The organism is Pseudarthrobacter defluvii (assembly GCF_030816725.1).
GTDB lineage: Bacteria > Actinomycetota > Actinomycetes > Actinomycetales > Micrococcaceae > Arthrobacter > Arthrobacter defluvii_A.
In genome coordinates this window covers 2,817,860-2,839,952 of the sequence record NZ_JAUSYG010000001.1, presented here as the reverse complement: position 1 = coordinate 2,839,952, position 22,093 = coordinate 2,817,860, and the positions used below count along the sequence as shown (strand labels likewise).

General features: G+C 67.0%; 20 protein-coding genes and 2 riboswitches. Of the genes, 12 read left to right on the top strand and 8 right to left on the bottom strand.

Translation table 11 applies throughout. The features are described 5' to 3' along the window. Positions 1 to 93: 93 nt before the first annotated feature. Entirely contained in the window at positions 94 to 732 is a 639-nt protein-coding gene (locus tag QF031_RS13375) for a VOC family protein (protein WP_307428868.1), read from the bottom strand. Between the two features lie 151 nt (positions 733 to 883). Then, positions 884 to 998: riboswitch (SAM riboswitch) on the top strand. A gap of 43 nt (positions 999 to 1,041) precedes the next feature. Here QF031_RS13375 and QF031_RS13370 point away from each other — a divergent pair. The 4 genes from QF031_RS13370 to QF031_RS13355 all read left to right on the top strand — a co-directional run bounded on the left by QF031_RS13370 (position 1,042) and on the right by QF031_RS13355 (position 6,437). Next, the gene (locus QF031_RS13370) at positions 1,042 to 2,358 is read left to right on the top strand and encodes a bifunctional o-acetylhomoserine/o-acetylserine sulfhydrylase (RefSeq protein WP_307428865.1); all 1,317 of its coding nucleotides are present in this window, start codon (positions 1,042 to 1,044) and stop codon (positions 2,356 to 2,358) included. Between the two features lie 119 nt (positions 2,359 to 2,477). Continuing rightward, positions 2,478 to 2,593: riboswitch (SAM riboswitch) on the top strand. A gap of 12 nt (positions 2,594 to 2,605) precedes the next feature. After that, positions 2,606 to 3,721, top strand: a complete 1,116-nt coding sequence (gene metX / locus QF031_RS13365) for a homoserine O-acetyltransferase MetX (RefSeq protein ID WP_307428862.1) — start codon at positions 2,606 to 2,608, stop codon at positions 3,719 to 3,721. 192 nt (positions 3,722 to 3,913) lie between these two features. Continuing rightward, the gene (locus QF031_RS13360) at positions 3,914 to 5,296 is read left to right on the top strand and encodes an MFS transporter (protein WP_307428860.1); all 1,383 of its coding nucleotides are present in this window, start codon (positions 3,914 to 3,916) and stop codon (positions 5,294 to 5,296) included. A 4-nt stretch (positions 5,297 to 5,300) separates the two neighbouring features. Then, entirely contained in the window at positions 5,301 to 6,437 is a 1,137-nt protein-coding gene (locus QF031_RS13355; protein WP_307428857.1) for a zinc-dependent alcohol dehydrogenase family protein, read from the top strand. A 59-nt stretch (positions 6,438 to 6,496) separates the two neighbouring features. Here the strand turns inward: QF031_RS13355 and QF031_RS13350 are convergent, their stop codons facing one another. Further along, positions 6,497 to 7,426 (bottom strand): LysR family transcriptional regulator, encoded by a 930-nt coding sequence (locus QF031_RS13350; RefSeq protein WP_370874511.1) that lies wholly within the window; start codon positions 7,424 to 7,426, stop codon positions 6,497 to 6,499. Positions 7,427 to 7,543: 117 nt separating this feature from the next. Between QF031_RS13350 and mmsB the strand changes: the two genes are divergently transcribed. Together mmsB and QF031_RS13340 are read left to right on the top strand one after the other, a co-directional pair. Continuing rightward, positions 7,544 to 8,461, top strand: coding sequence for a 3-hydroxyisobutyrate dehydrogenase (gene mmsB, locus QF031_RS13345; protein ID WP_307428851.1), 918 nt, complete (start codon positions 7,544 to 7,546; stop codon positions 8,459 to 8,461). Positions 8,462 to 8,507: 46 nt separating this feature from the next. Then, positions 8,508 to 9,992: a CoA-acylating methylmalonate-semialdehyde dehydrogenase gene (locus tag QF031_RS13340; RefSeq protein ID WP_307428849.1), complete on the top strand. Its 1,485-nt coding sequence runs from the start codon at positions 8,508 to 8,510 to the stop codon at positions 9,990 to 9,992. A gap of 70 nt (positions 9,993 to 10,062) precedes the next feature. On the opposite strand, the gene QF031_RS13335 is transcribed toward QF031_RS13340, so the two are convergent. Both QF031_RS13335 and QF031_RS13330 read right to left on the bottom strand, forming a co-directional pair. Then, on the bottom strand, positions 10,063 to 10,644 hold the full coding sequence (locus QF031_RS13335) for a hypothetical protein (protein WP_307428846.1): 582 nt from the start codon (positions 10,642 to 10,644) through the stop codon (positions 10,063 to 10,065). Between the two features lie 47 nt (positions 10,645 to 10,691). Beyond that, on the bottom strand, positions 10,692 to 11,561 hold the full coding sequence (locus tag QF031_RS13330) for an SGNH/GDSL hydrolase family protein (RefSeq protein ID WP_307428844.1): 870 nt from the start codon (positions 11,559 to 11,561) through the stop codon (positions 10,692 to 10,694). Positions 11,562 to 11,638: 77 nt separating this feature from the next. On the opposite strand from QF031_RS13330, the gene QF031_RS13325 reads away from it, so the two are divergent. After that, positions 11,639 to 12,289: an alpha/beta hydrolase gene (locus QF031_RS13325; protein WP_307428842.1), complete on the top strand. Its 651-nt coding sequence runs from the start codon at positions 11,639 to 11,641 to the stop codon at positions 12,287 to 12,289. A 34-nt stretch (positions 12,290 to 12,323) separates the two neighbouring features. Here QF031_RS13325 and QF031_RS13320 read toward each other — a convergent pair whose 3' ends face one another. After that, a complete protein-coding gene (locus QF031_RS13320) occupies positions 12,324 to 12,557 on the bottom strand; it encodes an RNA-binding S4 domain-containing protein (RefSeq protein ID WP_307428840.1) in 234 nt (77 codons plus the stop codon). Positions 12,558 to 12,589: 32 nt separating this feature from the next. Here QF031_RS13320 and QF031_RS13315 point away from each other — a divergent pair, with 32 nt between their 5' ends. From QF031_RS13315 to QF031_RS13305, 3 genes are all read left to right on the top strand, one after another. Beyond that, the gene (locus tag QF031_RS13315) at positions 12,590 to 13,579 is read left to right on the top strand and encodes a DMT family transporter (RefSeq protein WP_307428839.1); all 990 of its coding nucleotides are present in this window, start codon (positions 12,590 to 12,592) and stop codon (positions 13,577 to 13,579) included. A 129-nt stretch (positions 13,580 to 13,708) separates the two neighbouring features. Continuing rightward, positions 13,709 to 15,094 (top strand): glycine--tRNA ligase, encoded by a 1,386-nt coding sequence (locus QF031_RS13310; protein WP_307428837.1) that lies wholly within the window; start codon positions 13,709 to 13,711, stop codon positions 15,092 to 15,094. Positions 15,095 to 15,096: 2 nt separating this feature from the next. Continuing rightward, positions 15,097 to 16,131 (top strand): GNAT family N-acetyltransferase, encoded by a 1,035-nt coding sequence (locus QF031_RS13305; protein ID WP_307428834.1) that lies wholly within the window; start codon positions 15,097 to 15,099, stop codon positions 16,129 to 16,131. 117 nt (positions 16,132 to 16,248) lie between these two features. On the opposite strand, the gene QF031_RS13300 is transcribed toward QF031_RS13305, so the two are convergent. Then, entirely contained in the window at positions 16,249 to 17,076 is an 828-nt protein-coding gene (locus QF031_RS13300) for a lysophospholipid acyltransferase family protein (RefSeq protein WP_307428833.1), read from the bottom strand. A 10-nt stretch (positions 17,077 to 17,086) separates the two neighbouring features. Next, a complete protein-coding gene (locus tag QF031_RS13295; RefSeq protein ID WP_307428832.1) occupies positions 17,087 to 17,896 on the bottom strand; it encodes an alpha/beta hydrolase in 810 nt (269 codons plus the stop codon). A gap of 140 nt (positions 17,897 to 18,036) precedes the next feature. Here QF031_RS13295 and QF031_RS13290 point away from each other — a divergent pair, with 140 nt between their 5' ends. Continuing rightward, positions 18,037 to 19,488: a YibE/F family protein gene (locus tag QF031_RS13290; RefSeq protein WP_307428830.1), complete on the top strand. Its 1,452-nt coding sequence runs from the start codon at positions 18,037 to 18,039 to the stop codon at positions 19,486 to 19,488. A gap of 51 nt (positions 19,489 to 19,539) precedes the next feature. Here QF031_RS13290 and QF031_RS13285 read toward each other — a convergent pair whose 3' ends face one another. Continuing rightward, complete coding sequence (locus QF031_RS13285) at positions 19,540 to 20,760, bottom strand: globin domain-containing protein (protein ID WP_307428827.1); 1,221 nt, start codon at positions 20,758 to 20,760, stop codon at positions 19,540 to 19,542. A gap of 153 nt (positions 20,761 to 20,913) precedes the next feature. On the opposite strand from QF031_RS13285, the gene dusB reads away from it, so the two are divergent. Then, the gene (dusB, locus tag QF031_RS13280; RefSeq protein ID WP_307428824.1) at positions 20,914 to 22,092 is read left to right on the top strand and encodes a tRNA dihydrouridine synthase DusB; all 1,179 of its coding nucleotides are present in this window, start codon (positions 20,914 to 20,916) and stop codon (positions 22,090 to 22,092) included. Position 22,093: the final 1 nt, after the last annotated feature.

The window sequence follows — 22,093 nt, the reverse complement described above, 5'->3', positions numbered from 1 at the left end:
GTGACGCCGTTGTCACCACCTCATGGCGGCCGAAGCTGGTCCGGGTATAACGCCCGGCGCACCCATATCCCGATAAGGGACTAGGGAGGAGCGTCAGATAGTAACGGCTCCGTTGGCGCTCTCAAAGGTGACCGAGAGGATGCCCGGGGTCCCGTGCGGGGCAACCCATTCGACCGCAACGTCCTCGAGCGGCTTCTCCACCGGCTCACCCAGCCACTCGGTGACGCGCGAGGCGGAACCGGCGATGGTCAGGCAGCTCATCTTGAGGTTGCTCTCGTACGCATTGGACGGGTGGAGCGAGGGATCGCCCTCCCACTTGAGCATGTACGGCACCTGGGGATCGGCGATGAGGCCCAGGATGCCAATCTGCTTCCAGACCAGCTCGCGGCCGTCCGGGAACTTGCGGTTGCCGTTCACGGCGGCGCGGCCCAGGCGTTCCTCGAAGGGGGCGAGGTCGTCCACTTCGACGCACCAGCCCATCCACCCGCCACCGGCAGCGGAACGGGCACGCACTGCCTGCCCGAAGGGTGCCTTGTCCGATGCCGGGTGGTCCAGGACCTCGACAACTTCGAGGTACTTGTGCCCGGCGAGCGGAATGATCATATTTCGGGTTCCGAAGCGGGGGTGTACGCCACCCTTCACTGCCTCAACGCCGAGGGCAGTTGCAATACGTTCGGTAGTGGCCGCGAGGCCATCGTGTTCACAGGCGTAAGAGACGTGATCCATGCGCATGCGAACATCTTGGCACTTTGTGATGCGGCTCTCAGCTAAGGGTACCCTTACTGGAAATGCGGCCCGTCAAAGGGAATAACGAGACCGCAAAAAAGACCATGTTCGTCATAATGCTGTTCTTGGTAATCCACCCCTTCCTAGACTGGGCGCAGGTCATGAGTGCCAGCGCCAAGCCCGGCTCGCTGGCCGGCAACCCTCCATCCGCGGTGGGGTGCCCCGGGTGAGGACCTGGCTGTCCGGCAGGAGCCGGAAAGCAAGCGCGGCCCGTACTGCTCGAAGCATGCCGGGCCCATGTCAAAGGAGATTTGGATGTCCAACGGATGGTCCTTCGAAACCCGCCAGATCCACGCGGGCCAGGAAGCGGACAGTGCCACGGGGGCCCGCGCGCTGCCCATCTACCAGACCACGTCCTTCGTGTTCCCTTCGGCTGAGAGCGCCGCGAACCGCTTCGCCCTGACCGAACTGGCTCCCATTTACACCCGGATCGGCAACCCGACACAGGACGCGGTTGAACAGCGGATCGCCAGCCTTGAAGGCGGCCTGGCGGCCTTGCTGCTGAGCTCCGGGCAGGCCGCAGAGACGTTTGCGGTGCTGAACATCGCGGAAGCGGGGGACCACATTGTGGCCAGCCCCAGCCTGTACGGCGGCACCTATAACCTGTTCGCCCACACGCTGAAGAAGTTCGGCATCTCCGTGACGTTCGTGGACGACCCCGACAACCTGGACCAGTGGCGCGGCGCCGTCCAGCCCAACACCAAGCTCTTCTTCGGCGAAGTGGTATCCAACCCGCGGCAGGACGTCCTGGACATCGAGGGCATCTCCGAGGTGGCGCACCAGGCCGGCGTCCCCCTCATTGTGGACAACACGCTCTCCACCCCCTACCTGATCCGCCCGCTGGAGTGGGGAGCAGACATCGTAATCCACTCCGCCACCAAGTACCTGGGCGGCCACGGTTCAGCCATTGCCGGCGTCATCGTTGATTCCGGGAAGTTCGATTTCAGCAAGGACCCCGAACGGTTCCCCGGCTTCAACACGCCGGACCCCACCTACAACGGCCTTGTCTACGCCCGGGACCTCGGCGAAGGAGGTGCACTTGGGGCCAACCTCTCCTACATCCTCAAGGCGCGCGTCCAGTTGCTGCGCGACCTCGGTTCTGCGGTTTCGCCCTTCAACGCCTTCCTGATCGCCCAGGGCCTGGAGACCTTGAGCCTGCGGGTTGAGCGCCACGTTGCCAACGCCACCAAAGTGGCGGCCTGGCTTGAGGCAAGGGACGACGTCGAGTCCGTCGCCTACGCCGGGCTGCCGTCCAGCCCGTGGTACGAGCGTGGCCGCAAGTACGGGCCCAAGGGGACGGGCGCCGTCGTCGCCTTCAACCTGGCCGGTGGGGCGGAGGCGGGCAAACGCTTTGTCGATGCCCTTGAGCTGCACTCCCATGTTGCCAACATCGGTGACGTCCGCTCGCTGGTCATCCACCCGGCGTCGACCACGCACAGCCAGCTCTCGCCGGAGCAGCAGGTGGTGGCCGGCGTTAATCCGGGGCTGGTCCGGCTTTCCGTGGGGTTGGAACACGTCGACGACATCCTCGCCGACCTGGAAGCAGGCTTCCGCGCCGCCAAGGGCGCGTAGCAGAAGAACGACGCCGGGCCGCAACTTCGGCGGGCAGGGCAGGGCGCGCAGCAAGCCGGGAAGTCACAACCGGTCACACTCTTGGCCTGGACCGGGTGGTGTTTCGTACACTCGATCCAGGTCATGAGTGCCAGTGACAGCCCCGGCTTGCTGGCCGGCAACCCTCCATCCGCGGTGGGGTGCCCCGGGTGAGGACCTGGCCTGCCGGTCAATTGACGGCGGGCAAGCGCGTAGAAGAGGTCTTGCCATGACGGTTACCGCCGCCCCAACCACTATCCCCGAGCACGGAATCGTCCGCTACGCCTCCATCGGGGGACTGGAACTCGAAGCCGGGGGACACCTCCCTGACGTCACCCTGGCCTACGAAACCTGGGGGACGCTCAACGCGGACGCCAGCAATGCCGTCCTGATCGAGCATGCGCTGACGGGCAGCACCCATGTGACCCGCGGCGACACCGACGAAGAAGGCTGGTGGGAACAACTTGCAGGCCCCGGTGCGCCGGTGGATACGGACAAGTTTTTCGTGGTGTCCATCAACATCGTTGGCGGCTGCTACGGATCCACCGGCCCGTCATCGCCCGCGCCGGACGGAAAGCCCTGGGGCTCCCGGTTTCCCCTGGTCACGCTGCGTGACAGCACCGTGGCCGAGGCAAGGCTCGCGGACCAGCTGGGCATCAAGAGCTGGTTCGCCGTCCTCGGCGGATCCATGGGCGGCGCCCGCGCCCTGGAATGGGCGGTGACATACCCGGAGAGGGTGCAGCGCTGCGCCGTCATCGCGGTAGGAGCCGCCAGCACGGCCGAACAGATTGCCTTCGCGCAGGCCCAGACGCTGGCCATCCGGCAGGACCCCAACTTCAATGGTGGAGATTACTACGGCGGTCCGTGTCCGGAAGACGGGCTGGCACTCGCCCGGCGCATTGCCCACATCACCTACCGGTCCGCCGCCGAACTCGAGGGCCGGTTCGGCCGGGCGCCCCAGGCACCCGAGTCGCCCTTCCAGGGGGAAGTGCTCGCAACCCGCGGCCGCTACCAAGTGGAGAGCTACCTGGACCACCAGGGCAACAAGCTTGTGAAGCGCTTTGACGCCAACAGCTACATCGCCCTGACCGAGGCACTGATGAGCCATGACATCTGCCGGGGCCGGGGGACCCTGGCCGAAACCCTGGCCAGGTCCACGGCACGGTTCCTCGTGGCCGCCGTCGACTCCGACCGGCTCTACTTCCCGGCTCAGTCCCGCGAACTGGCGCAGGCCCTGCCCGGCGAGGTTGACGTCCACGTCATCCAGGCGCCCATCGGCCACGACGGGTTCCTGACCGAAATCGGGCAGCTGGGCGGCCAGCTCCGGGGCACCTTCCTGGCGTAGGCACTCCAGGTGCAGGCGAGCCCAAGCGGCGGGTGCAATGTGCATTACTGCAGATGCGTTCTGCACTAATGGGCGTTGAGGTTGCGCCGCAGGCAGACCATACTCATCGAATCCGGCTTTCGTGGTGTGCATCACACCCGGCTGCCATCGACTGGTCCCCGTGGTGTCGACGACGACGCCGAAGGAGTTCGCATGAGTACGGAACGCCCCGCCGCGAGGCGCACTGAGGAAACCGACGTCAAGGCATCAGGCCTGAAGAAGGTGGTGACGGCCTCCATGGCCGGCACTGTCGTGGAGTGGTACGAGTTCTTCCTCTACGCATCAGCAGCCACCCTGGTGTTCGGGAAGGCATTCTTCCCCAATGCCGGCACAGAACTGGACGGCATCATCGCCGCCTTCCTCACCTATGCCGTCGGCTTCGTCGCCCGCCCCATCGGCGGCATCGTCTTTGGCCACTTCGGCGACAAGTTCGGCCGCAAGCAGCTGCTGCAGCTCAGCATCATCCTGGTGGGAGTCTCCACCTTCCTCATGGGCTGCCTGCCCACGTTCGGGCAGATCGGCTACTGGGCTCCCGCGCTGCTGGTCGTCCTCCGCTTCGCCCAGGGCTTCGCCGTTGGCGGCGAATGGGGCGGCGCCGTCCTCCTCGTGGCAGAGCACAGCCCCAGCAAGTCCCGCGGCTTCTGGGCCAGCTGGCCGCAGTCTGCCGTGCCGCTGGGGAACCTGCTGGCCACGGCCGTGCTGTTCGTCCTGTCCTCCACGCTGACCCAGGAAGCATTCCTCGGGTGGGGCTGGCGCGTGGCTTTCTGGCTGTCGGCGGTGATCGTCCTGATCGGCTACTACATCCGCACCAAGGTCAACGACGCCCCCATCTTCCTGGAGGCGCGCAGAGAGGTCGAAGCCGGCCACAAGGGCTACGGCGTGGCCGAGGTCTTCCGCCGCTACCCGCGCGGCGTCTTCACCGCCATGGGCCTGCGCTTCGCGGAGAACATCCTGTACTACCTGGTGGTGACCTTCTCCATCACGTACCTGAAGACCGTGGTGCAGGCGGACACCACCCGCATCCTCCTCCTGCTGCTCCTGGCCCACGCCGTCCACTTCTCGGTGGTCCCCATGGTGGGCAAGTTGTCGGACCGGTTCGGCCGCAAACCCGTCTACATGGCCGGCGCACTCATGGGCGCCACGTGGGGCTTCTTCGCCTTCCCCATGATGGATACGAAGAACGATTTCGTCATCCTGGCCGCCATCATGATCGGCCTGGTGTTCCACGCCTTCATGTACGCCGGACAGCCCGCTCTCATGGCGGAGATGTTCCCCACCCGGATGCGCTACTCAGGGGTCTCCCTGGGCTACCAGGTGACATCGATCGTGGCTGGCTCGCTGGCTCCGATCATCGCCGCGTCGCTCCTGGCCACCTACAAGTCCTCCGTCCCCGTGGCTGTCTATCTGCTCATCGCCTGTGCCATCACCGCCGTCGCTGTCTTTTTCTTGAAGGAGACCCGCGGCATCTCGCTGCATGACGTGGATGCCGCTGACGCCAAGGGCACGGCTGACCTGCTGGCCGCCAGCAAGAAGTAAATCCATGAAGGCCGCCGTCCTGTACGCCACCGTCCCCGCCGCCGGAAACACCCCCGGAACGGGCAGCTACTCCGAGTCCCGGCCACTGCTGGTGCAGGAACTGGAGCAGCCGGAGCCCCGTGCCGGTGAGCTTGGAGTTTCCATCACTTACTCGAGCCTGTGCCATTCGGACCTTTCCGTGGTGGACGGCTCCCGGGTCCGCCCGCTTCCGATGGCCTTGGGCCACGAGGCGGTGGGGCGGGTGGTGTCCCTGGGCGAGGGTGTGTCCGAGGTGTCGGTGGGCGACCATGTGGTGCTTGTGTTCGTGCCGAGCTGCGGCCACTGCCGGGCCTGCGCGTCCGGGCGGCCCGCGCTCTGCCACCGGGCGGCCGAGGTGAACGGATCCGGGGACCTGTTGCACGGTCCTGCATTGTTGCGCACGCCGGCGGGGGAGCGCATCAACCATCACCTTGGCGTCTCGGCCTTCGCTGATTACGCGGTGGTCGCCCGGGAATCAGTGGTGGTGATTGACGACGACGTCCCGGATACCGTGGCGGCAATGTTTGGTTGCGCCGTGCTCACCGGAATGGGCGCCGTGTTCAACACTGCCGCAGTCATCCCCGGTCAGTCCGTGGCAGTCTTCGGCCTGGGTGCGGTGGGCCTCTCCGCGGTGATGGCGGCCCGCCTCGCCGGGGCTGCCAGTGTGATCGCCATCGATCCGAACCAGGGCAAGCACCAGCTGGCGCGCGACGCCGGCGCCACCGCCGTGGGTACCCCGGACGACGCCGGGCGGCTGATCGAAGAAGCTTCGGGCGACGGCGTGGACGTTGCGATCGAGGCGGTGGGCTCCGCCGGCGTGATCGCCTCCTGCCTGGAGCGGGTGACGCGGGGCGGCGCGGTGGTCTCCGTGGGCCTGCCCCACCCATCCGCAGAGTTGACGGTGCCGGCCCTGCAGTTCGCCGGGGCCGGCAAGCGGCTGCTGGGCTCCTACATGGGTGACGCCGTTCCCGCGCGGGACATCCCCAGGTACCTCGGGTACTGGCGGGAGGGCAAACTGCCGGTTGAGCTGCTGCACACCGATACCCGGCCACTGAGCGAGATCAATGAGGGCCTGGACGCGCTGGCGACGGGGCAGGTAGTGCGGCGGCTCTTCCAGGCCTGACGCTGCCAGGCCCGACACGCGGTCCTGACGCGTACGGGCCTGCTGCTGGGCCGCAGGGTTTACCCTGCGAGCAGCGCCGAGCGCTCCTTCACTTCGTCCTGCAACGCCGCGATCACAGCCTGTACCCGGGCCGACCGAAGCGATTCCGGACGGGCAACGGCCCAGATAGGAAGCTGGCGTTCAAAATCGGCTGCCAGGACGGGGACGAAATCCGGGCTGTCGGTGGCCACCATGAAGTTGGGCAGCAGCCCGATGCCGGCGCCCCGGCGCACGGCCTCCACCTGCGCGAAAACGCTGGTGGCCTGGAAGCTTGTCCGGGGGATCGGCAGCTGCGCTGACCACCGGGGGCCCAACTCTGCCACCTGGAGCGCCGACTCGACGTAAGAGACGAACGCGTGCTGCCCCACGTCGTCGAGCCTTTCCGGCAGGCCATGCCGCGCCACATAGCCGGGGCTGGCGTAGAGGCGCAGGTAGTAGTTGCTCAGGAAGATGGTCTGAGCTGTGGTGACATCAGCGCGGCCCACCACGATTTCCAGGTCCACTCCTGACCGGTTCTGGCTGACCTTCCGGGTAGCGCTCAGCATTTCGATGTTCAGCTGGGGGTGCTGCCGCTGGAGCCGCACCAGCGACGGGGTGACGAACACGGCTCCCACGCCGTCGGTGGTGGCGACACGGACCAGGCCGGCAAGGGTGCTCTGGTCCTTGCTGATCAGGCCTGACAGCGAGCCAAGCGTGCTTTCGATCGCCTCCGCCGCTTCCACTGCCGCAGCCCCAAGCTGCGTCAGCTCCCAGCCATGCGGGCTGCGTTCCAGGGTCCGGCCGCCCAGCTGCTTGTCCAGGGCGAGGATCCGGCGTGAAATGGTGGTGTGGGTGGTTCCCAGGGTTTCGGCGACCGCGTTGAACCGGCCCAGGCGCGCGACGGTCAGCAGGATGAGCAGGTCGTCCGGGCTTGCCAACCGCCTCGAGTCCACGCCGGCCCTTCCTTCCATGTGCATCAGTGCACAGAGTGTCTGTGATTTTTCCCCTTGATTGCACTCTAGCAGGGTGTGATCGTAGACACAGGCATGCCGGCAGCAGCGCCGGGATGAAAGCAAAGGAGCTTACGCATGGCAGTAATCGGTTGGGTCGGCCTGGGCAACATGGGCGGCCACATGTCCGTGAACCTGGTGAAGGCCGGGCACGATGTACGCGGTTTCGACCTGAACCCCGCAGCCTTGGATGCCGCTGCCGCAGGGGGTGTCAAGCGGGCCGCCAGCATCGCGGAAGCGGTGGACGGGGCGGACGCGGTGTTCACCATGCTGCCCAAGGGTGAACACGCCCGTGCCGTGTATATCGGCGAGGACGGCGTGCTGGCGCACGCGGATACCCGCACGCTGCTCATTGACTCCTCCACCATCGACATCGCCTCCGCACAGGAACTGCACGACGCCGCGGCTGCTGCCGGCTTCCGCTTCGTGGACGCTCCTGTGTCCGGCGGAATGAGCGGAGCGGAGGCCGGAACCCTGACCTTCATGGTGGGCGGTGAAGAGGGTGCCGTCAAAGACGCTGCGGGCTTCATCGGGCCCATGTCCGGCAACATCATCCCTACCGGCGGCCCCACCACGGGGCAGGCGGCCAAGATCTGCAACAACCTGATGCTTTTCATCAACCTTGCCTCCACCGCAGAGGGAGCGGTCCTCGCCGACAGGCTCGGCCTGGACAAGCAGGTCTTCTGGGACATTGCCTCGGTCTCCTCGGGAGACTCATGGGCGCTGCGCACCTGGTACCCGGTGCCGGGCGTGGTCCCCACCGCCGCCTCCAACAACGACTTCGCGCCCACCTTCACCACCGAGCTCGCGAACAAGGACATCGGCCTGGCCATCAGCGCCGCAGAAGACACCGGCACTCCACTGGAGATCGGCAAACACGTCCAGCAGCTGTTCCAGCGGCTCATCGACGCCGGTGACGCCGGCAAGGACTGCTCCATGATCATCAAGCTCGTGGACGGCTCGCTCCAGCCTGCCGACCGGGCGCCGTCGAATTAGCCGTCCAACTAACCAAGCCGCACGCAACGCAGGAAAAGAGACTCCCTTGGAAACCATTCCGCACTACATCAACGGTGCCCGCGTCACCGATGCCGACCGCTTCGGTCCGGTCTTCAACCCCGCCACCGGCCAGCAGGAGAAGCAGGTGGCGCTCGCCTCCACGGCACGGACAGAGGAAGCCATCGCGGCAGCCCGCGCTGCGCTCCCGGCCTGGCGGGCCACCAGCCTGGCCAAGCGCACCACCATCTTCTTCAAGGTCCGCGAAATCCTGACTGAACGAAAGTCCGAACTCGCCGCGATCCTCACCAGCGAACACGGCAAGGTCCTCTCCGACGCCGAGGGTGAAATCGCCCGCGGCCTCGAGAACATCGACTTCGCCACCGGACTGTCCCACATGCTCAAGGGCGAACGCTCGGAGCAGGTCTCCAGCGGCATCGATGTCCACTCCGTCCGCCAGCCCGTGGGCGTCGTGGCCTGCATTACCCCGTTCAACTTCCCGGCCATGGTGCCGCTGTGGATGATCGGCAGCGCCCTCGCGTGCGGCAACACGGTCCTGCTGAAGCCCAGCGAAAAGGATCCGTCGGCGGCCGTCTTCATCGCGGAGGCCTTCGCCGAAGCGGGTCTCCCGGCCGGCGTGCTGAACGTGGTCCAGGGGGACAAGGAAGCCGTGGACGTCCTGCTCGAACACCCCGACGTGAAGGCAGTGAGCTTCGTCGGGTCCACCCCCGTGGCCCAGTCGATCTACAAGCGGGCAGCAGAGCACGGCAAGCGGGTGCAGGCGCTGGGTGGTGCAAAGAACCACATGGTGGTGCTTCCCGACGCCGACCTGGACATGGCTGCCGACGCTGCGGTTTCCGCCGCCTACGGTTCCGCCGGCGAACGCTGCATGGCCGTCAGCGTCCTGGTGGCCGTGGGCAACATCGCCGATGACCTGGTGAAGGCGATATCCACCCGCATGGCAGACCTGAAGATCGGTGCCGGAACCGATCCCGCATCACAAATGGGTCCCCTGATCACCGCGGAGCACCGGGACCGGGTGGCATCCTATGTTTCGGGCGCCGAAGGTGAAGGCGGAACCGTGGTGGTGGACGGCCGCTCACAGCAGTTCGACTCCAATGGGTTCTTCATCGGCGTCAGCCTGGTGGACCACGTCAAGCCCGGCATGAAGGTGTACGACGACGAAATCTTCGGCCCGGTCCTTTCCGTGGTGCGCGTGGACACCTATGCCGACGCCGTGAAGCTGGTCAACGACAATGAGTTCGGCAACGGCACGGCCATCTTTACCCGCGACGGCGGCGCGGCGCGGCAGTTCGAGTTCGACGTGGAGGCAGGGATGGTGGGCGTCAACGTCCCCATCCCGGTCCCGGTGGGCACGTTCTCGTTCGGCGGCTGGAAGAACTCACTGTTCGGCGACACCCACATGTACGGTCCGGACAGCATCCGTTTCTACACGCGCGGCAAAGTGGTGACCACCCGCTGGCCGGATCCGTCCACCTCCGTGATCGATCTGGGCTTCCCCCAGGTGGATTAAGGCAAGTGAATTAAGCAACAACAGGCCGGGGACCGTGAGTCGGTCCCCGGCCTGTTGAGTGCCAGCTTGGCTAGCCGTTCATGATGTCGCCGCGGCGCTTCATGTACTCCTCCATCGACATCTCACCGTTGCTGTACTGCTGGTCCAGCTCCGCGAGTTTGCGTGCGCGGAACCCCTGGGGTGCCGAAGCGGGAGGGGGAGTGGCAGGCCCGGAGGACTGCCGGGGTCCCTGCTGCTGGTACGGCTGCTGCTGGTGTCCCTGCTGGTACGGCGGTTCCTGCCCGAAGTCCTGTGACGCAGCGCCGAAGCGCGGGTCCGGCATGGGCGGCTGCCCGTACTGGTACGGCGGCTGCTGCTGCCCGCCAAAAGGCGGCTGGCCGGCCTGGCGGAAGCCGCCGGAGAAGTAGTCCTGCTGGGTGTAACCGTCGCGGGGCTGGTTGCTCTGCGGCCCGGCTGACCCTGGGTACTGGCCGTACCCGGGATTCTGGTTCGATCCCGGAAACTGGTCCGGTCCGGGATACTGGCCTGGGCCGGGGATTTGGCCGGGGAAGCCTTGGTCCCGGTCCCGCCGAGCCACGGAGCGCCGGTACGCCCGCATGGCCATGGGGACCACGAAGGACAGGATGATGATCCAGAAAAACAAGCTGCTCACGGTGCGGCGCCTCTCGTATGGTGTCCTTCCAGCGTAACCCCGGCAGCCTACCGGCGACTGGGTTCCGAAGTTCCCAACGGACCCTCCCCGGATCCCAACGGGACGCCCGGGCCGAAGACGGGACCCGGCGTCGGCCGCTTTGCCGTGATGCCGTCGCCTGACGACTGGTGGCGCAGCCGGCGCAGCACCCACGGCATGAAGTATTCGCGCGCCCACACCAGATCCCCGCTCCTGGCCTCGCGCCACGTCCGTGGCGGCAATGGCTTGGGCTGCAGCGGTTCCAGGGAGTGCTCCACGTTGAGCGCGTCCAGAACCATCGCCGCAATGGTGTGGTGGCCCAGCGGGGAGAAGTGCAGCCGGTCCTGGTCCCACATCTGCGGGTCGCTCAGCTGCCGCAGCGACCACATGTCCGCGATGACGGCGTCGTGCCGTGCAGCGACAGTCCGCAGGTTCTCGTTATAGATGGCCACCTTGCTGCGGATCCTGCCCAGCACGGACGAGCCCGTATCCGGCCCATTGAACAGGACCACCGTGGCCCCGCCCATGGACAGGATCTGGACCACGGAGTCGAGCTTCTCGGCCAACGCGTCGGGATCGCCGCCCGGACGGATCAGGTCATTGCCGCCGGCGGACAGGGTCACCAGGTCCGGCTTCAGTTCCAGGGCCGGGGCCAGTTGCTGGTCCACGATCTGCTGGAGCAATCTGCCGCGCACCGCCAGGTTGGCATAGGCGAAGTCCGGCTGGGTGCGGCCCAGCTCTTCGGCCACCCTGTCGGCCCAACCGCGGTGGCCTCCCGGGCGTGAGGGTTCGGGGTCGCCGATGCCTTCGGTGAAGGAATCACCCATCGCCACGTACCGGGTCCAGGGGTGGGAACCGGGGCGCACGGAGGGGGTCTGGAGGGCACTTGCGTCAGTCACGGTCCTATCCTGCCTTCCGCTTCCATGCCTACGCGAACGTAGGTTGTTACCTTCGGGTAACTGTAAGAATGGAAACCATGACTGACGCCGAAGTATTTCCTGCCCCCGTTGTCCTGTGGTCCCATCCCGAAGACCAGCGCGCCGGCAAACCGCTGCTGGTGCTGCTCCACGGCTACGGCGCCAACGAGCAGGACCTGCTCAGCCTGGCCGACATGCTGCCCGGGGACTTCGCCGTCGCGTCCGTGCGGGCGCCCATCGCCATGGGCCCGGGTTTCACCTGGTTCCCGCTCACCGCCTCCATCGAGTACTCGCTGGAGCGGGTCAAGAAGGCCTCGGCCTACGTGCTCGACTGGATCGACACCATTCGTGTGGGCCACCCGTCGGTGACCCTGCTCGGCTTCTCCATGGGCATGGCGATGGCCACCACCCTCCTGCGCCAGCGGCCCACGGACTTCGCAGCCGTCGTCGGACTGTCAGGTTTCGTAGTGGACGCTGCCGGGGACCCGTCGTTCAAGGACCATGAACTGGACGGCACCGTGCCCATGTTCTGGGGCCGGGACCAGCAGGATCCTGTGATCACCCAGGACAAAATCGAGTTCACCATGGGCTGGGTGCGCAGGCACGTCAAGCTCACCAAGGTGCTGTACACGGGCATGTGGCACGGCATCAACCAGCAGGAGATCGGGCACGTGGGCGAGTTCCTCACCCATGAGGTGCTGAACAAATAGAACGTACGACGGCGGCGCCCGCCGGCTGCCGTCGCTAGTCCGCCTTTGGTGCCGCCACCCGGACGGTGTGGCCGTTTACGGTGACGGTGTCCCCGTCGTGGAGCTGGCGCCCGCGGCGGTCGTCGATCTCACCATTGACCTTGACCAGCCCGTTCTTGATGAGCTCTGCCGCCTCCACGCCGTCCTCCACGAGGTTGGCGAGCTTCAGCAGTTGGCCCAGCCTGATCATGCTGTCGCGGATGGGGACGTCGTCAATGGGGTTGCTCATAGAGCAATAATGCCTGAACTAAGGTGGATTCAATGACCTCCCCTTCCCGCCTGCCGGTACTCGCAGGCCTGCCCCTGGCCGTGGGCTCGGGCCTCGCCATCCCCGTCCAGGGGCGCATCAACGGGGCGCTGGGTGCCCGGCTCAACGATGGAATCGCCGCCGCGGCCGTGAGTTTCAGCACAGGACTGCTGGTCATGATCGTCATTTCGCTGCTGTTGCCGCGCGGCAGGGCCGGCCTGGCGAACATCCTCCCCGCCGTCCGGAACCGGGCCTTTCCCCGGATCTACGTGGTGGCGGGCGCCATCGGTGCACTGTTCGTGTTTGCCCAGTCCTTCACTGTGGGCATCCTCGGCGTGGCGCTGTTCACCGTCGCCACCGTCACAGGCCAGACAGTGAGCGGCCTGCTGGTGGACCGGCTGGGGATAGGCCCGGCCGGAAAGAAATCCGTGACCGGCATCCGCATCATCGGCTGCATCCTGACCATCGCCGCCGTCGCCTGGGCGGTGTCGCCCCGGTTCAGCAGCGCAGGCGCAGGGGACGGCGTTACAGGGTTGCTGCTTCCCCTCCTCCTGCCGGTGGCGGCGGGCTTCCTCATGAGTTTCCAGCAGGCCATGAACGGCACCGCGACGCTCCACTACGGCACCCCCATCGCCGCCACGCTGGTCAATTTCGTGGCCGGCTGCATCGTGCTGTGGGCAGCGTATGCGGTGAAGCTGGCCCTGGCCGGCCCCGCCAACCCGCTGCCGGGGGAGTGGTGGTATTACTTGGGCGGTCCCATGGGCTGCGTCTTCATCGGCCTGGGCGCCCTCCTGGTCCGCAGCCTGGGCGTGCTGGTCACCGGGCTGGGGATGATCGCCGGCCAGCTGCTCGGATCCCTGGCCCTGGACCTGGCGCTTCCCGCCCCGGGCACCATCGTGGCGCCGGCCACCGTGCTCGGGACCCTGCTGACCCTCGCCGCCATCATCCTGGCCACCCTGCCCTGGCCGCGGGGAGCGCTGCGCAGGCAGTGGCCGGTACGCTAGGACACAAGCTTTCCACCGTCTTCCTTCATCCGTCCCGGTGCGCTGCACCTGTGCTCCAGTCACAGCGCAGCCCGGGCCCGACAACCCGCGGACCGCACCCAGCGGCCCTGTAGAAATTGGAGTTATCCCATGGCAGCAAAATCCGTCCTCGACCAGGTCATCTCCCTCTCCAAGCGGAGGGGCTTCGTGTTCCAGGCCGGTGAGATCTACGGCGGCTCCCGCTCTGCCTGGGACTACGGCCCCCTCGGCGCCGAGCTGAAGGAAAACATCAAGCGCCAGTGGTGGCAGTCCATGGTCCGCGGCCGCGAGGACGTGGTGGGCCTGGACTCCTCCGTGATCCTGCCCCGCCAGGTCTGGGAAGCCTCCGGCCACGTGGAGGTCTTCTCCGACCCCCTGGTTGAGTGCCTCTCCTGCCACAAGCGCTACCGCGCGGACCACCTCGAGGAGGAGTACGAGGAAAAGAAGGGCCGCCCGGCGGAGAACGGCCTCAAGGACATCGCCTGCGCCAACTGCGGCACCCGCGGCCAGTGGACCGAGCCGCAGGAGTTCTCCGGCCTGCTCAAGACCTACCTGGGGCCGGTGGCCAACGAAGAGGGCCTGCACTACCTGCGTCCCGAGACCGCGCAGGGCATCTTCGTGAACTTCAACAACGTCCTCACCACGTCCCGGAAGAAGCCGCCGTTCGGCATCGGCCAGATCGGCAAGTCCTTCCGCAACGAGATCACGCCGGGCAACTTCATTTTCCGCACCCGTGAGTTCGAGCAGATGGAAATGGAATTCTTCGTGGAGCCCGGCACGGACGAAGAATGGCACAAGTACTGGATGAACGAGCGCATGGCCTGGTACACCGGCCTGGGCATCCGGGACGAGAACCTGCGCTTCTACGAGCACCCCAAGGAAAAGCTCAGCCACTACTCCAAGGGCACTACGGACATCGAATACCGCTTCGGCTTCCAGGGCTCGGAATGGGGCGAGCTGGAAGGCATCGCCAACCGCACCGACTTCGACCTCTCCACCCACGCCAAGGCATCCGGCACGGACCTGAGCTACTTTAACCAGGCCACCAACGAGCGCTACACCCCGTATGTCATTGAGCCCGCGGCTGGCCTGACCCGTTCCTTCATGGCATTCCTGGTGGACGCCTACACCGAGGACGAGGCGCCCAACGCCAAGGGCGGCGTGGATGTGCGCACCGTGCTGAAGCTTGACCCGCGCCTGGCCCCGGTCAAGGCCGCCGTGCTGCCGCTGAGCCGCAACGAGGACCTCTCCCCGAAGGCCAAGGCCCTGGGCGCACAGCTGCGGAAGAACTGGAACATCGATTTCGACGATGCCGGTGCCATCGGCCGCCGCTACCGCCGCCAGGACGAGATCGGCACCCCGTTCTGCATCACCGTGGACTTCGACACCCTCGAGGACCAGGCCGTCACCATCCGCGAGCGGGACACCATGAGCCAGGAGCGCGTCTCCCTGGACAAGGTGGAGGGCTACCTGGCGGCACGGCTGATCGGCGCCTGAGCATGGCCATCGAATACCGCGAATGGCGCGACGGCGACGACCTGGCGCTCCTGGAAATCTGGGGTGACCCGGACACCGCCCAGGCCCGCCAGTTCCGTGGCGCCCTCGCCGTCTCCTCCAACGGCAGGGACGGCATGCCCTGGCGCCGCTGCGTCGTGGCGGAAGACGTCGTTGACGGCGTGGGCATTCCCGTGGCCGCCGGCGTGGTCTATGAAGCGTCGCTGCACCCGGAGCGCCTGTGGACGTACATCGAAGTGGCGAAGGACCATCGCCGCGCGGGCATCGGTGCCAGCCTCCTGACCATGCTGCGGCGGGAAGCCGAACACGCGCCGTCGGGCGTTACCAAACTGCGGGCCAAGGTGGAGCCCGGCACGGCCGGTGCCGCGTTCGCCGAAGCCTTCGGCCTGGCGCCGATCCAGCGCTCCCGGCTGGCCGTCGTCGAACCGGGGGCCCTCCGGCTGCCGGTCTTCCCGGACAAGGACCACGGCGGGCGCCCCATTGACGGCGAAAACGCCGGCTCCGACGTGGTGATGGACCTGGCCACAGGCTCCGTGGAGCTGACGGACGTGGTGGGCCGGTACTACACCTCCATCCACGGCTGGGACTCTCCGGGGGTGCTGTCCGTGGGCCAGGTGCAGAAGCTGTTCCTGGACGAGCTCACCGGAGCCCACGGCGCCATCGTGCTGCGGGCCCAGCCCGAGTCCGCGTTCGGCCAAGGGGTGGCACCCACTAAGAAGGGACGCATCCGCGCGTTCGCGGTCAGCTATGCCGCGCCTGCCGATCCCGACGCAGCGCCGGGTGCTGAGACCGCGGGGCCGGAAACGCCCACCGACGTCTTCGTAGGGCACGAGCCATCGCTCACCGCTGACGACGCCGCCGAAGCGGTCCGCGACATCCTTGCCCTGATCGCGTACCAGCACCCTGTCATGCTGGAACTGGACGATTCCATGACCGCCCTGCGCGCCGCCGTCGAGCCCCTCCTTGAGAGCGGCAAAGCGCGGCTGGCGGGCGGGGAAACCCTGGTGGTCTCGGACTAGCACATCCCCTGCCGCCCACGTCAGTGCCACGTGCTGTCCCAAGGGATGGCGCGTGGCACTGACTGCTTAAGCACCGTGTTCCGGCTACTGCGTGCAGGGTGCTGCTTCGCCCGGGGACTACTTCGTGCGGGGAGCACGACGGCGGCCCGCGGCTGCGTCGGCTGCGTCCAGCAGCTGCCGCTGGGCATCGGTGGGGGCGCTGCCGCCCAGGTGTGCCGGCATCCACCAGGCCCCTGGTTCTGGCTGGAGCGGAAAGCCGGCGATGCAGTCCTCGATCCCTGCCTGGAGTGTGCTGCGCAGCCTTTCCGTTGCGGCGTCCACATCAACGTCACGCGGAAACACCATCGGCTTGTCAACCTGGACCCGGACGGGCGCGCGCCAGCTGCGCCGCGGGGAGAAGCCATGGCCGCGGGTCAGGATCCGGTGGGCGCCCCAGACAGACACCGGGATGACCGGGACGCCTGCCTCCGCCGCCATCCGGACAGCCCCGCTCCGGCACTCACGCACGGTGAAACTCCGGCTCACCCCCGCCTCGGGAAAGACCGCCAAATATTCGCCGGCCCGCAGCTTGGCCACGGCGGCGTCGTAGGCGTCCCAGTGGTGGTCCGTGTACCCCACCACTATCTGGCCTGTGGCACTGATGGCGGGGCCAGCCAGCCAATGGTCCGCCGCGCCCTGGTGGACCAAAAACCGCAGCTGGGCGCCGGTGCGGCGCCACAGGAGCAGCTCAAGGACGGCGAAGTCCAGGTAGCCGAAGTGTGTGACGGCAAAGACCGCCCCGGTGCCGGGTGTCGCCTCCCTGGACGGGCCGCTTCGCGGGTGTGCCGTGGGGAGGTGCTCCAGCCCCGAGACACCGATACCCAGCTGAAGGGCCCAGCGCAGGAACTGCCCCGTGCGGACGATCAGCCGGTAGAAGCGGTCGTTGGGTGGGGGACGCCAGGGCATGGGGAGTGGCCTAAAGGGTGACCTGGACGGAGGAGTCCGGCAGCAGCTGCGTGAAGGCGCGGGACGGCTGGACGGTGGCGCCCGTGCTCTCGGCAAAGGACTTGATGACGAACCCGGTGGCCAGGGTCTGCCATATCCGGACCTTCCGGAGCATGAAGTGGCCAACGCCCTTGAGCGACACATACTGCACGCTGGCGGCGTCGGCAGCAGCGCGGCGGGCGAAGGCCAGGGACTGCGTGGGGCTGGTCATGTGGTCCGTGGTCCCGTGGATGATCAGGACCTTCCGGCCGGTGACCCTGTCCGCCGGGGTTTGCGGGTCCAGCCAGGGCGCCAGCGCCACCACGGCCTCCACCTGCGGGTGGTCCGCGGCGCACACAGCGGTCAGGCCGCCCATCGAGTGGCCCAACAGGAATACAGGAACATCGGGGTGGCGTTCGGCGATCTGGCGCAGCGCCCACCGTGCGTCCTGCAAGGGAGACATGTCGGAGCCGTTCCAGCCGCGGACACTGTTGCGCAGGGACCAGACGGCCAGCCCGTGCTTCCGGCCCGCGCGGTGCAGGTGCCGGGCGAAGGGCACCATGCGTGCCGGGCTCAGGTGCCGGGCCTCTACAGGGTCCCGGCTGTGTGCCTTTCCGCCATGCAGGACCAGGACCACGCCCTTGGTGTCCCCGGATGCATCCAGGATGCTGAGCACGGGCTGGTGGGCTGGAACCAAGGGGACCTGCCCGGCATGAACCCCGCCACCGGACTCCAGCGGAATCCCTGCCCGGGATATCCCTGCCCCACGAACACCGGCTCCATGCGTACCACGGTTGTCCATACCTGGTTCCTCCCCATCCCGATGGTCCATTTATCAACCCTATGGCGCCGCACGTAGAGTTCAACCATGAGGTTGTACTGCTGATGGGCGCCGGTCACTCCCACGCTTCCTTGAATCATTCGGAGCCGACGCCCCAGGCGATGGCTGCCCGCAGCAAGGCGAACCGCATCCTGGCCGCACTGCTCATTCCGCTGGCACTCTTAACCCTGGCGGGGATGGCCGCGCTCTGGCCATCGGGGAGCAAGGAAGGGATCTCGCTCGCCAACCCGTACTCCACCGCTCCCGGTGTCACCTTCGATACGGGCGCCATCCAGAGCGTGGCGACCGGCAGCTGCATGCAGGGCATGGGCCAGCAGGGCGGCAGCCAACAGGGAACGGATCAGCAGGGTACAAATCAGCAGGGGCCAGGCCAACAAGGCAGCACGCAGCAGCCGCCGGGCCAGGGGACCGAATGTACCTTTGCCCTGACCGAGCCGGACAAAGGTGGAAGCCCCGTGAAAGTGGTCATCAACCCGGATGTGGCCTCCTCCCATGGCGTAAAACCCGGGGACCAGATCCGCTACCTCAATCTGTCCAACGTCCAGGGAGCCACGGCGTCGCAGGGTTCGCCGGCCTACATTTTCGTTGACTTCGTCCGCACCCTGCCGATCATCCTGCTGGCCGTGCTCTACGCCGTGGTGGTCATCGCCGTCGCCAGGTGGCGGGGGTTGCGCGCCCTCATCGGCCTGGTTGGCGCGTACTTCGTGCTCGCCAACTTCCTGTTGCCGGGCCTGGTGGAAGGCAAGCCGCCACTGTTGCTGGCCCTGGTGGGCTCCACCGTGATCATGATCGGAGTGCTGTACTTCGCCCACGGATTCTCCGCGCGCACCTCCACGGCACTCCTGGGCACCATCTTCGGGCTGGCCATCACAGCCCTGCTGGCAGCCTGGGCCACGGACGCCGCCAACCTCGCCGGCGTGGGCAGCCACGACGCCGCCACCCTGGTGAACACATCGTCCAACATCTCAATCTCCGGCGTGATCCTCTGCGGACTCATCATCTCCGGCCTGGGCGTCCTCAACGACGTCACCATCACGCAGTCCTCGGCTGTCTGGGAACTCTACGAACTGGCACCCGCCAGCAGCGCCCGGAAACTGTTCACCTCCGCCATGCGGATCGGCCGCGACCACATCGCCTCCACCGTGTACACCATTGCCTTTGCCTACGCCGGCGCGGCGCTGCCCATCCTGATCATCGTGATGCTCTACGACCGGCCGCTGATGGACACCCTCACCAGCGCCGAACTCTCCGAGGAGGTCATCCGGACACTGGTCGGTTCCATCGGCCTGGTCCTGGCCATTCCCGTCACCACCCTGATTGCCGTGCTCGTGGTCAAGGCTACTGGCGTCAGGGCTGCGGCCCAGGCAGAGAACGCGGCACCTGGCGCCGGAAAGCACGACGACGGGCACGGCCACGTGGACGATGTTGCGGACACCGGGGCGCTCGCCGCCGCCGCGCTTGAGGAACGCGGGCGGCGCACCGCCGTCGAACCTACCGCCGAACCCCCTGTTGAGCCCGCTACCCGGCGGGGACGGCGGGCCGACCGGGGTTGACCTGGTTTTGCGTGGAGGAGGTGCGTGGATGGGCGCCGCCCCGGGCATTACCTACTGGTAGTCGGCCAGCCAGAGGTCCGGTCCAAAGACTTCGTACTGGATGTCCTTGGCCGGGACCCCTGCGCCCACCAGGGCGGTCCGGACGGCCTGCATGAACGGCATGGGGCCGCAGAGGTAATACTCGGCGTCCGGCGGCAACTGGATGTCCTTGACGTTCATGAACCCCGAGTGGACGCTGCCGTTTTCGCCGCCCGCGGAGGACCCCTCGCCGTCCGGATTGAGGAACCACGACGTCAGCGAGGCATCGGGGAGGGCAGCGAGGTCCGCCGTCACCTGCTTCCGCAGTGCAAACGAGGCGGGGGACTCCCCGGCGTGCAGGAACAGGACCTTCCGCTGGGAACCCGACTTGACCAGGTGGGACAGCATGCCGGCCATGGGGGTGACCCCGATCCCTGCGCTTGCCAGCACCACGGGCCGGTCGGTGTATTCCAGCACCACATCGCCGAAGGGCGCGGAGAGGGTGACCTCGTCGCCCACGTTGACGTGGTCGTGCAGGAGGTTGGACATCTCCCCGTCGGGCGCACCCTCCGTGCGCACCCGCTTGACGGCGAACCGCCGGTGCTGGCCATCGTCTGCCTGGGTGAGGCTGTACTGGCGGGGCTGCAGGACGCCGTCGCGCATCTGCATCCGGATGGTGACGTACTGTCCAGGGAGCGACGGCTTGACCTCCCGCTCGTCGGTCCGCTCCACCACGAAACTGACCACGTCCTCGGTTTCCTGGATCTTTTCGGCCACCCGCCAGGTACGCCACACGGTTTCCGGGCTCAACCGCACGGCGTCGTACAGGCCGCGTTCCTTGTTGATGAGCATGTTGGCCATCAGCCAGTAGACCTCGTCCCAGGCCGCGGCCACATCCGGTGTTACGGCATCGCCCAGGACATCGACGATGGCCCACATCAGGTTGTCGTGCACCACCTGGTACTGCTCGGGGCTCAGGCCCAGGGACACGTGCTTGTGCGAGATGCGGGACAGCAGGTGGTCCGGCAGGTGGGTGGGGTCGTTGATGAGGAAGCCGGCAAAGGCGGCAACGGAACCGGCCAGGGCCTGCTGCTGCCGGCCGTCGGCCTGGTTGCCGCGGTTGAACAGGCCGTTGAGCAGTTCGGGGTGTTCCTGGAACATGTGCGTGTAGAAACGGGAGGCGATCTCCCGGATGTTTTCGCCGACGACGGGAAGGGTCGCCTGGATCACGGGATACGAGGTGTCGGAAAGCATGGGTATGTCTCCTTCAAACGTCCTGGCTGGGTGTCCGTTCCCGCGCCACGCTAGCACCGGGCGGAAGCGTGCAACAGGCCCTTTGGCACTCGCACCCGCCACCTGCCGAACACGGCCAGCCGCCGATTTGCCCGGCTTTGCAACAATGGACAGGTGACTGTTGCAGCAACTCCTCCCGCCCCCAAGCTGGAACTCCCGCCCCTGAAGCTGGGACCCATCACGGTTGACACCCCGGTGATCCTGGCCCCCATGGCCGGCATCACCAACTCCGCCTTCCGCAGGCTGTGCCGTGAATACGGCGGCGGCATGTACGTGGCGGAGATGGTCACGTCCCGCGCGCTGGTGGAACGGACGCCCGAGTCCCTGCGGATCATTTCGCACGACGACGATGAAAAAGTCCGTTCCGTCCAGCTGTACGGTGTGGACCCCGTGACCGTAGGCGCCGCCGTCCGGATGCTCGTTGAGGAAGACCGGGCCGACCACATCGACCTCAACTTCGGCTGCCCCGTCCCCAAGGTGACCCGGCGCGGCGGCGGCTCTGCCCTGCCGTGGAAGATCGACCTCTTCACCGCCATCGTGCAGACCGCCGTCAAGGAAGCGTCCAAAGGCAACGTTCCGCTGACCATCAAGATGCGCAAGGGCATCGACGATGACCACCTGACGTACCTCGACGCAGGCCGCATCGCCCGCGATGCCGGTGTGGCCGCCGTCGCGCTCCACGGCCGCACCGCCGCCCAGTTCTACTCCGGCCAGGCCGACTGGTCCGCCATCGCCCGGCTCCGCGAGGCGTTGCCTGACATCCCGGTGCTGGGCAACGGCGACATCTGGTCTGCCGAGGACGCCGTCAGGATGGTCCGGGAAACAGGCGTTGACGGAGTGGTGGTAGGCCGCGGCTGCCAGGGCCGGCCCTGGCTCTTCGGCGACCTGCAGGCCGCGTTCGAGGGCAGCGACGTCCGCCACCGCCCCAACCTCCGCCAGGTGGCCGAGGGCGTGTACCGGCACGCCGAACTGATGGTGGAGACCTTTGGCGACGAAGGCAAGGCCCTGCGCGAGATCCGCAAGCACATCGCCTGGTACTTCAAGGGCTACGTGGTGGGCGGCGAACTGCGGACCCGGCTGGCCCTGGTCACCAGCCTGGAAGTGCTCCGGGATACCCTCGCCGAGCTGGACCTGGACTCGCCCTATCCAGGGGTGGACGCGGAAGGTCCACGCGGCCGCGCCGGCTCGCCCAAGAAGCCTGCACTGCCCAAGGACTGGCTGGACTCCCGCGCCCTGAACGACGACCAGTCCCGGGACATCTCCGCCGCGGAACTGGATGTGTCCGGTGGCTGAA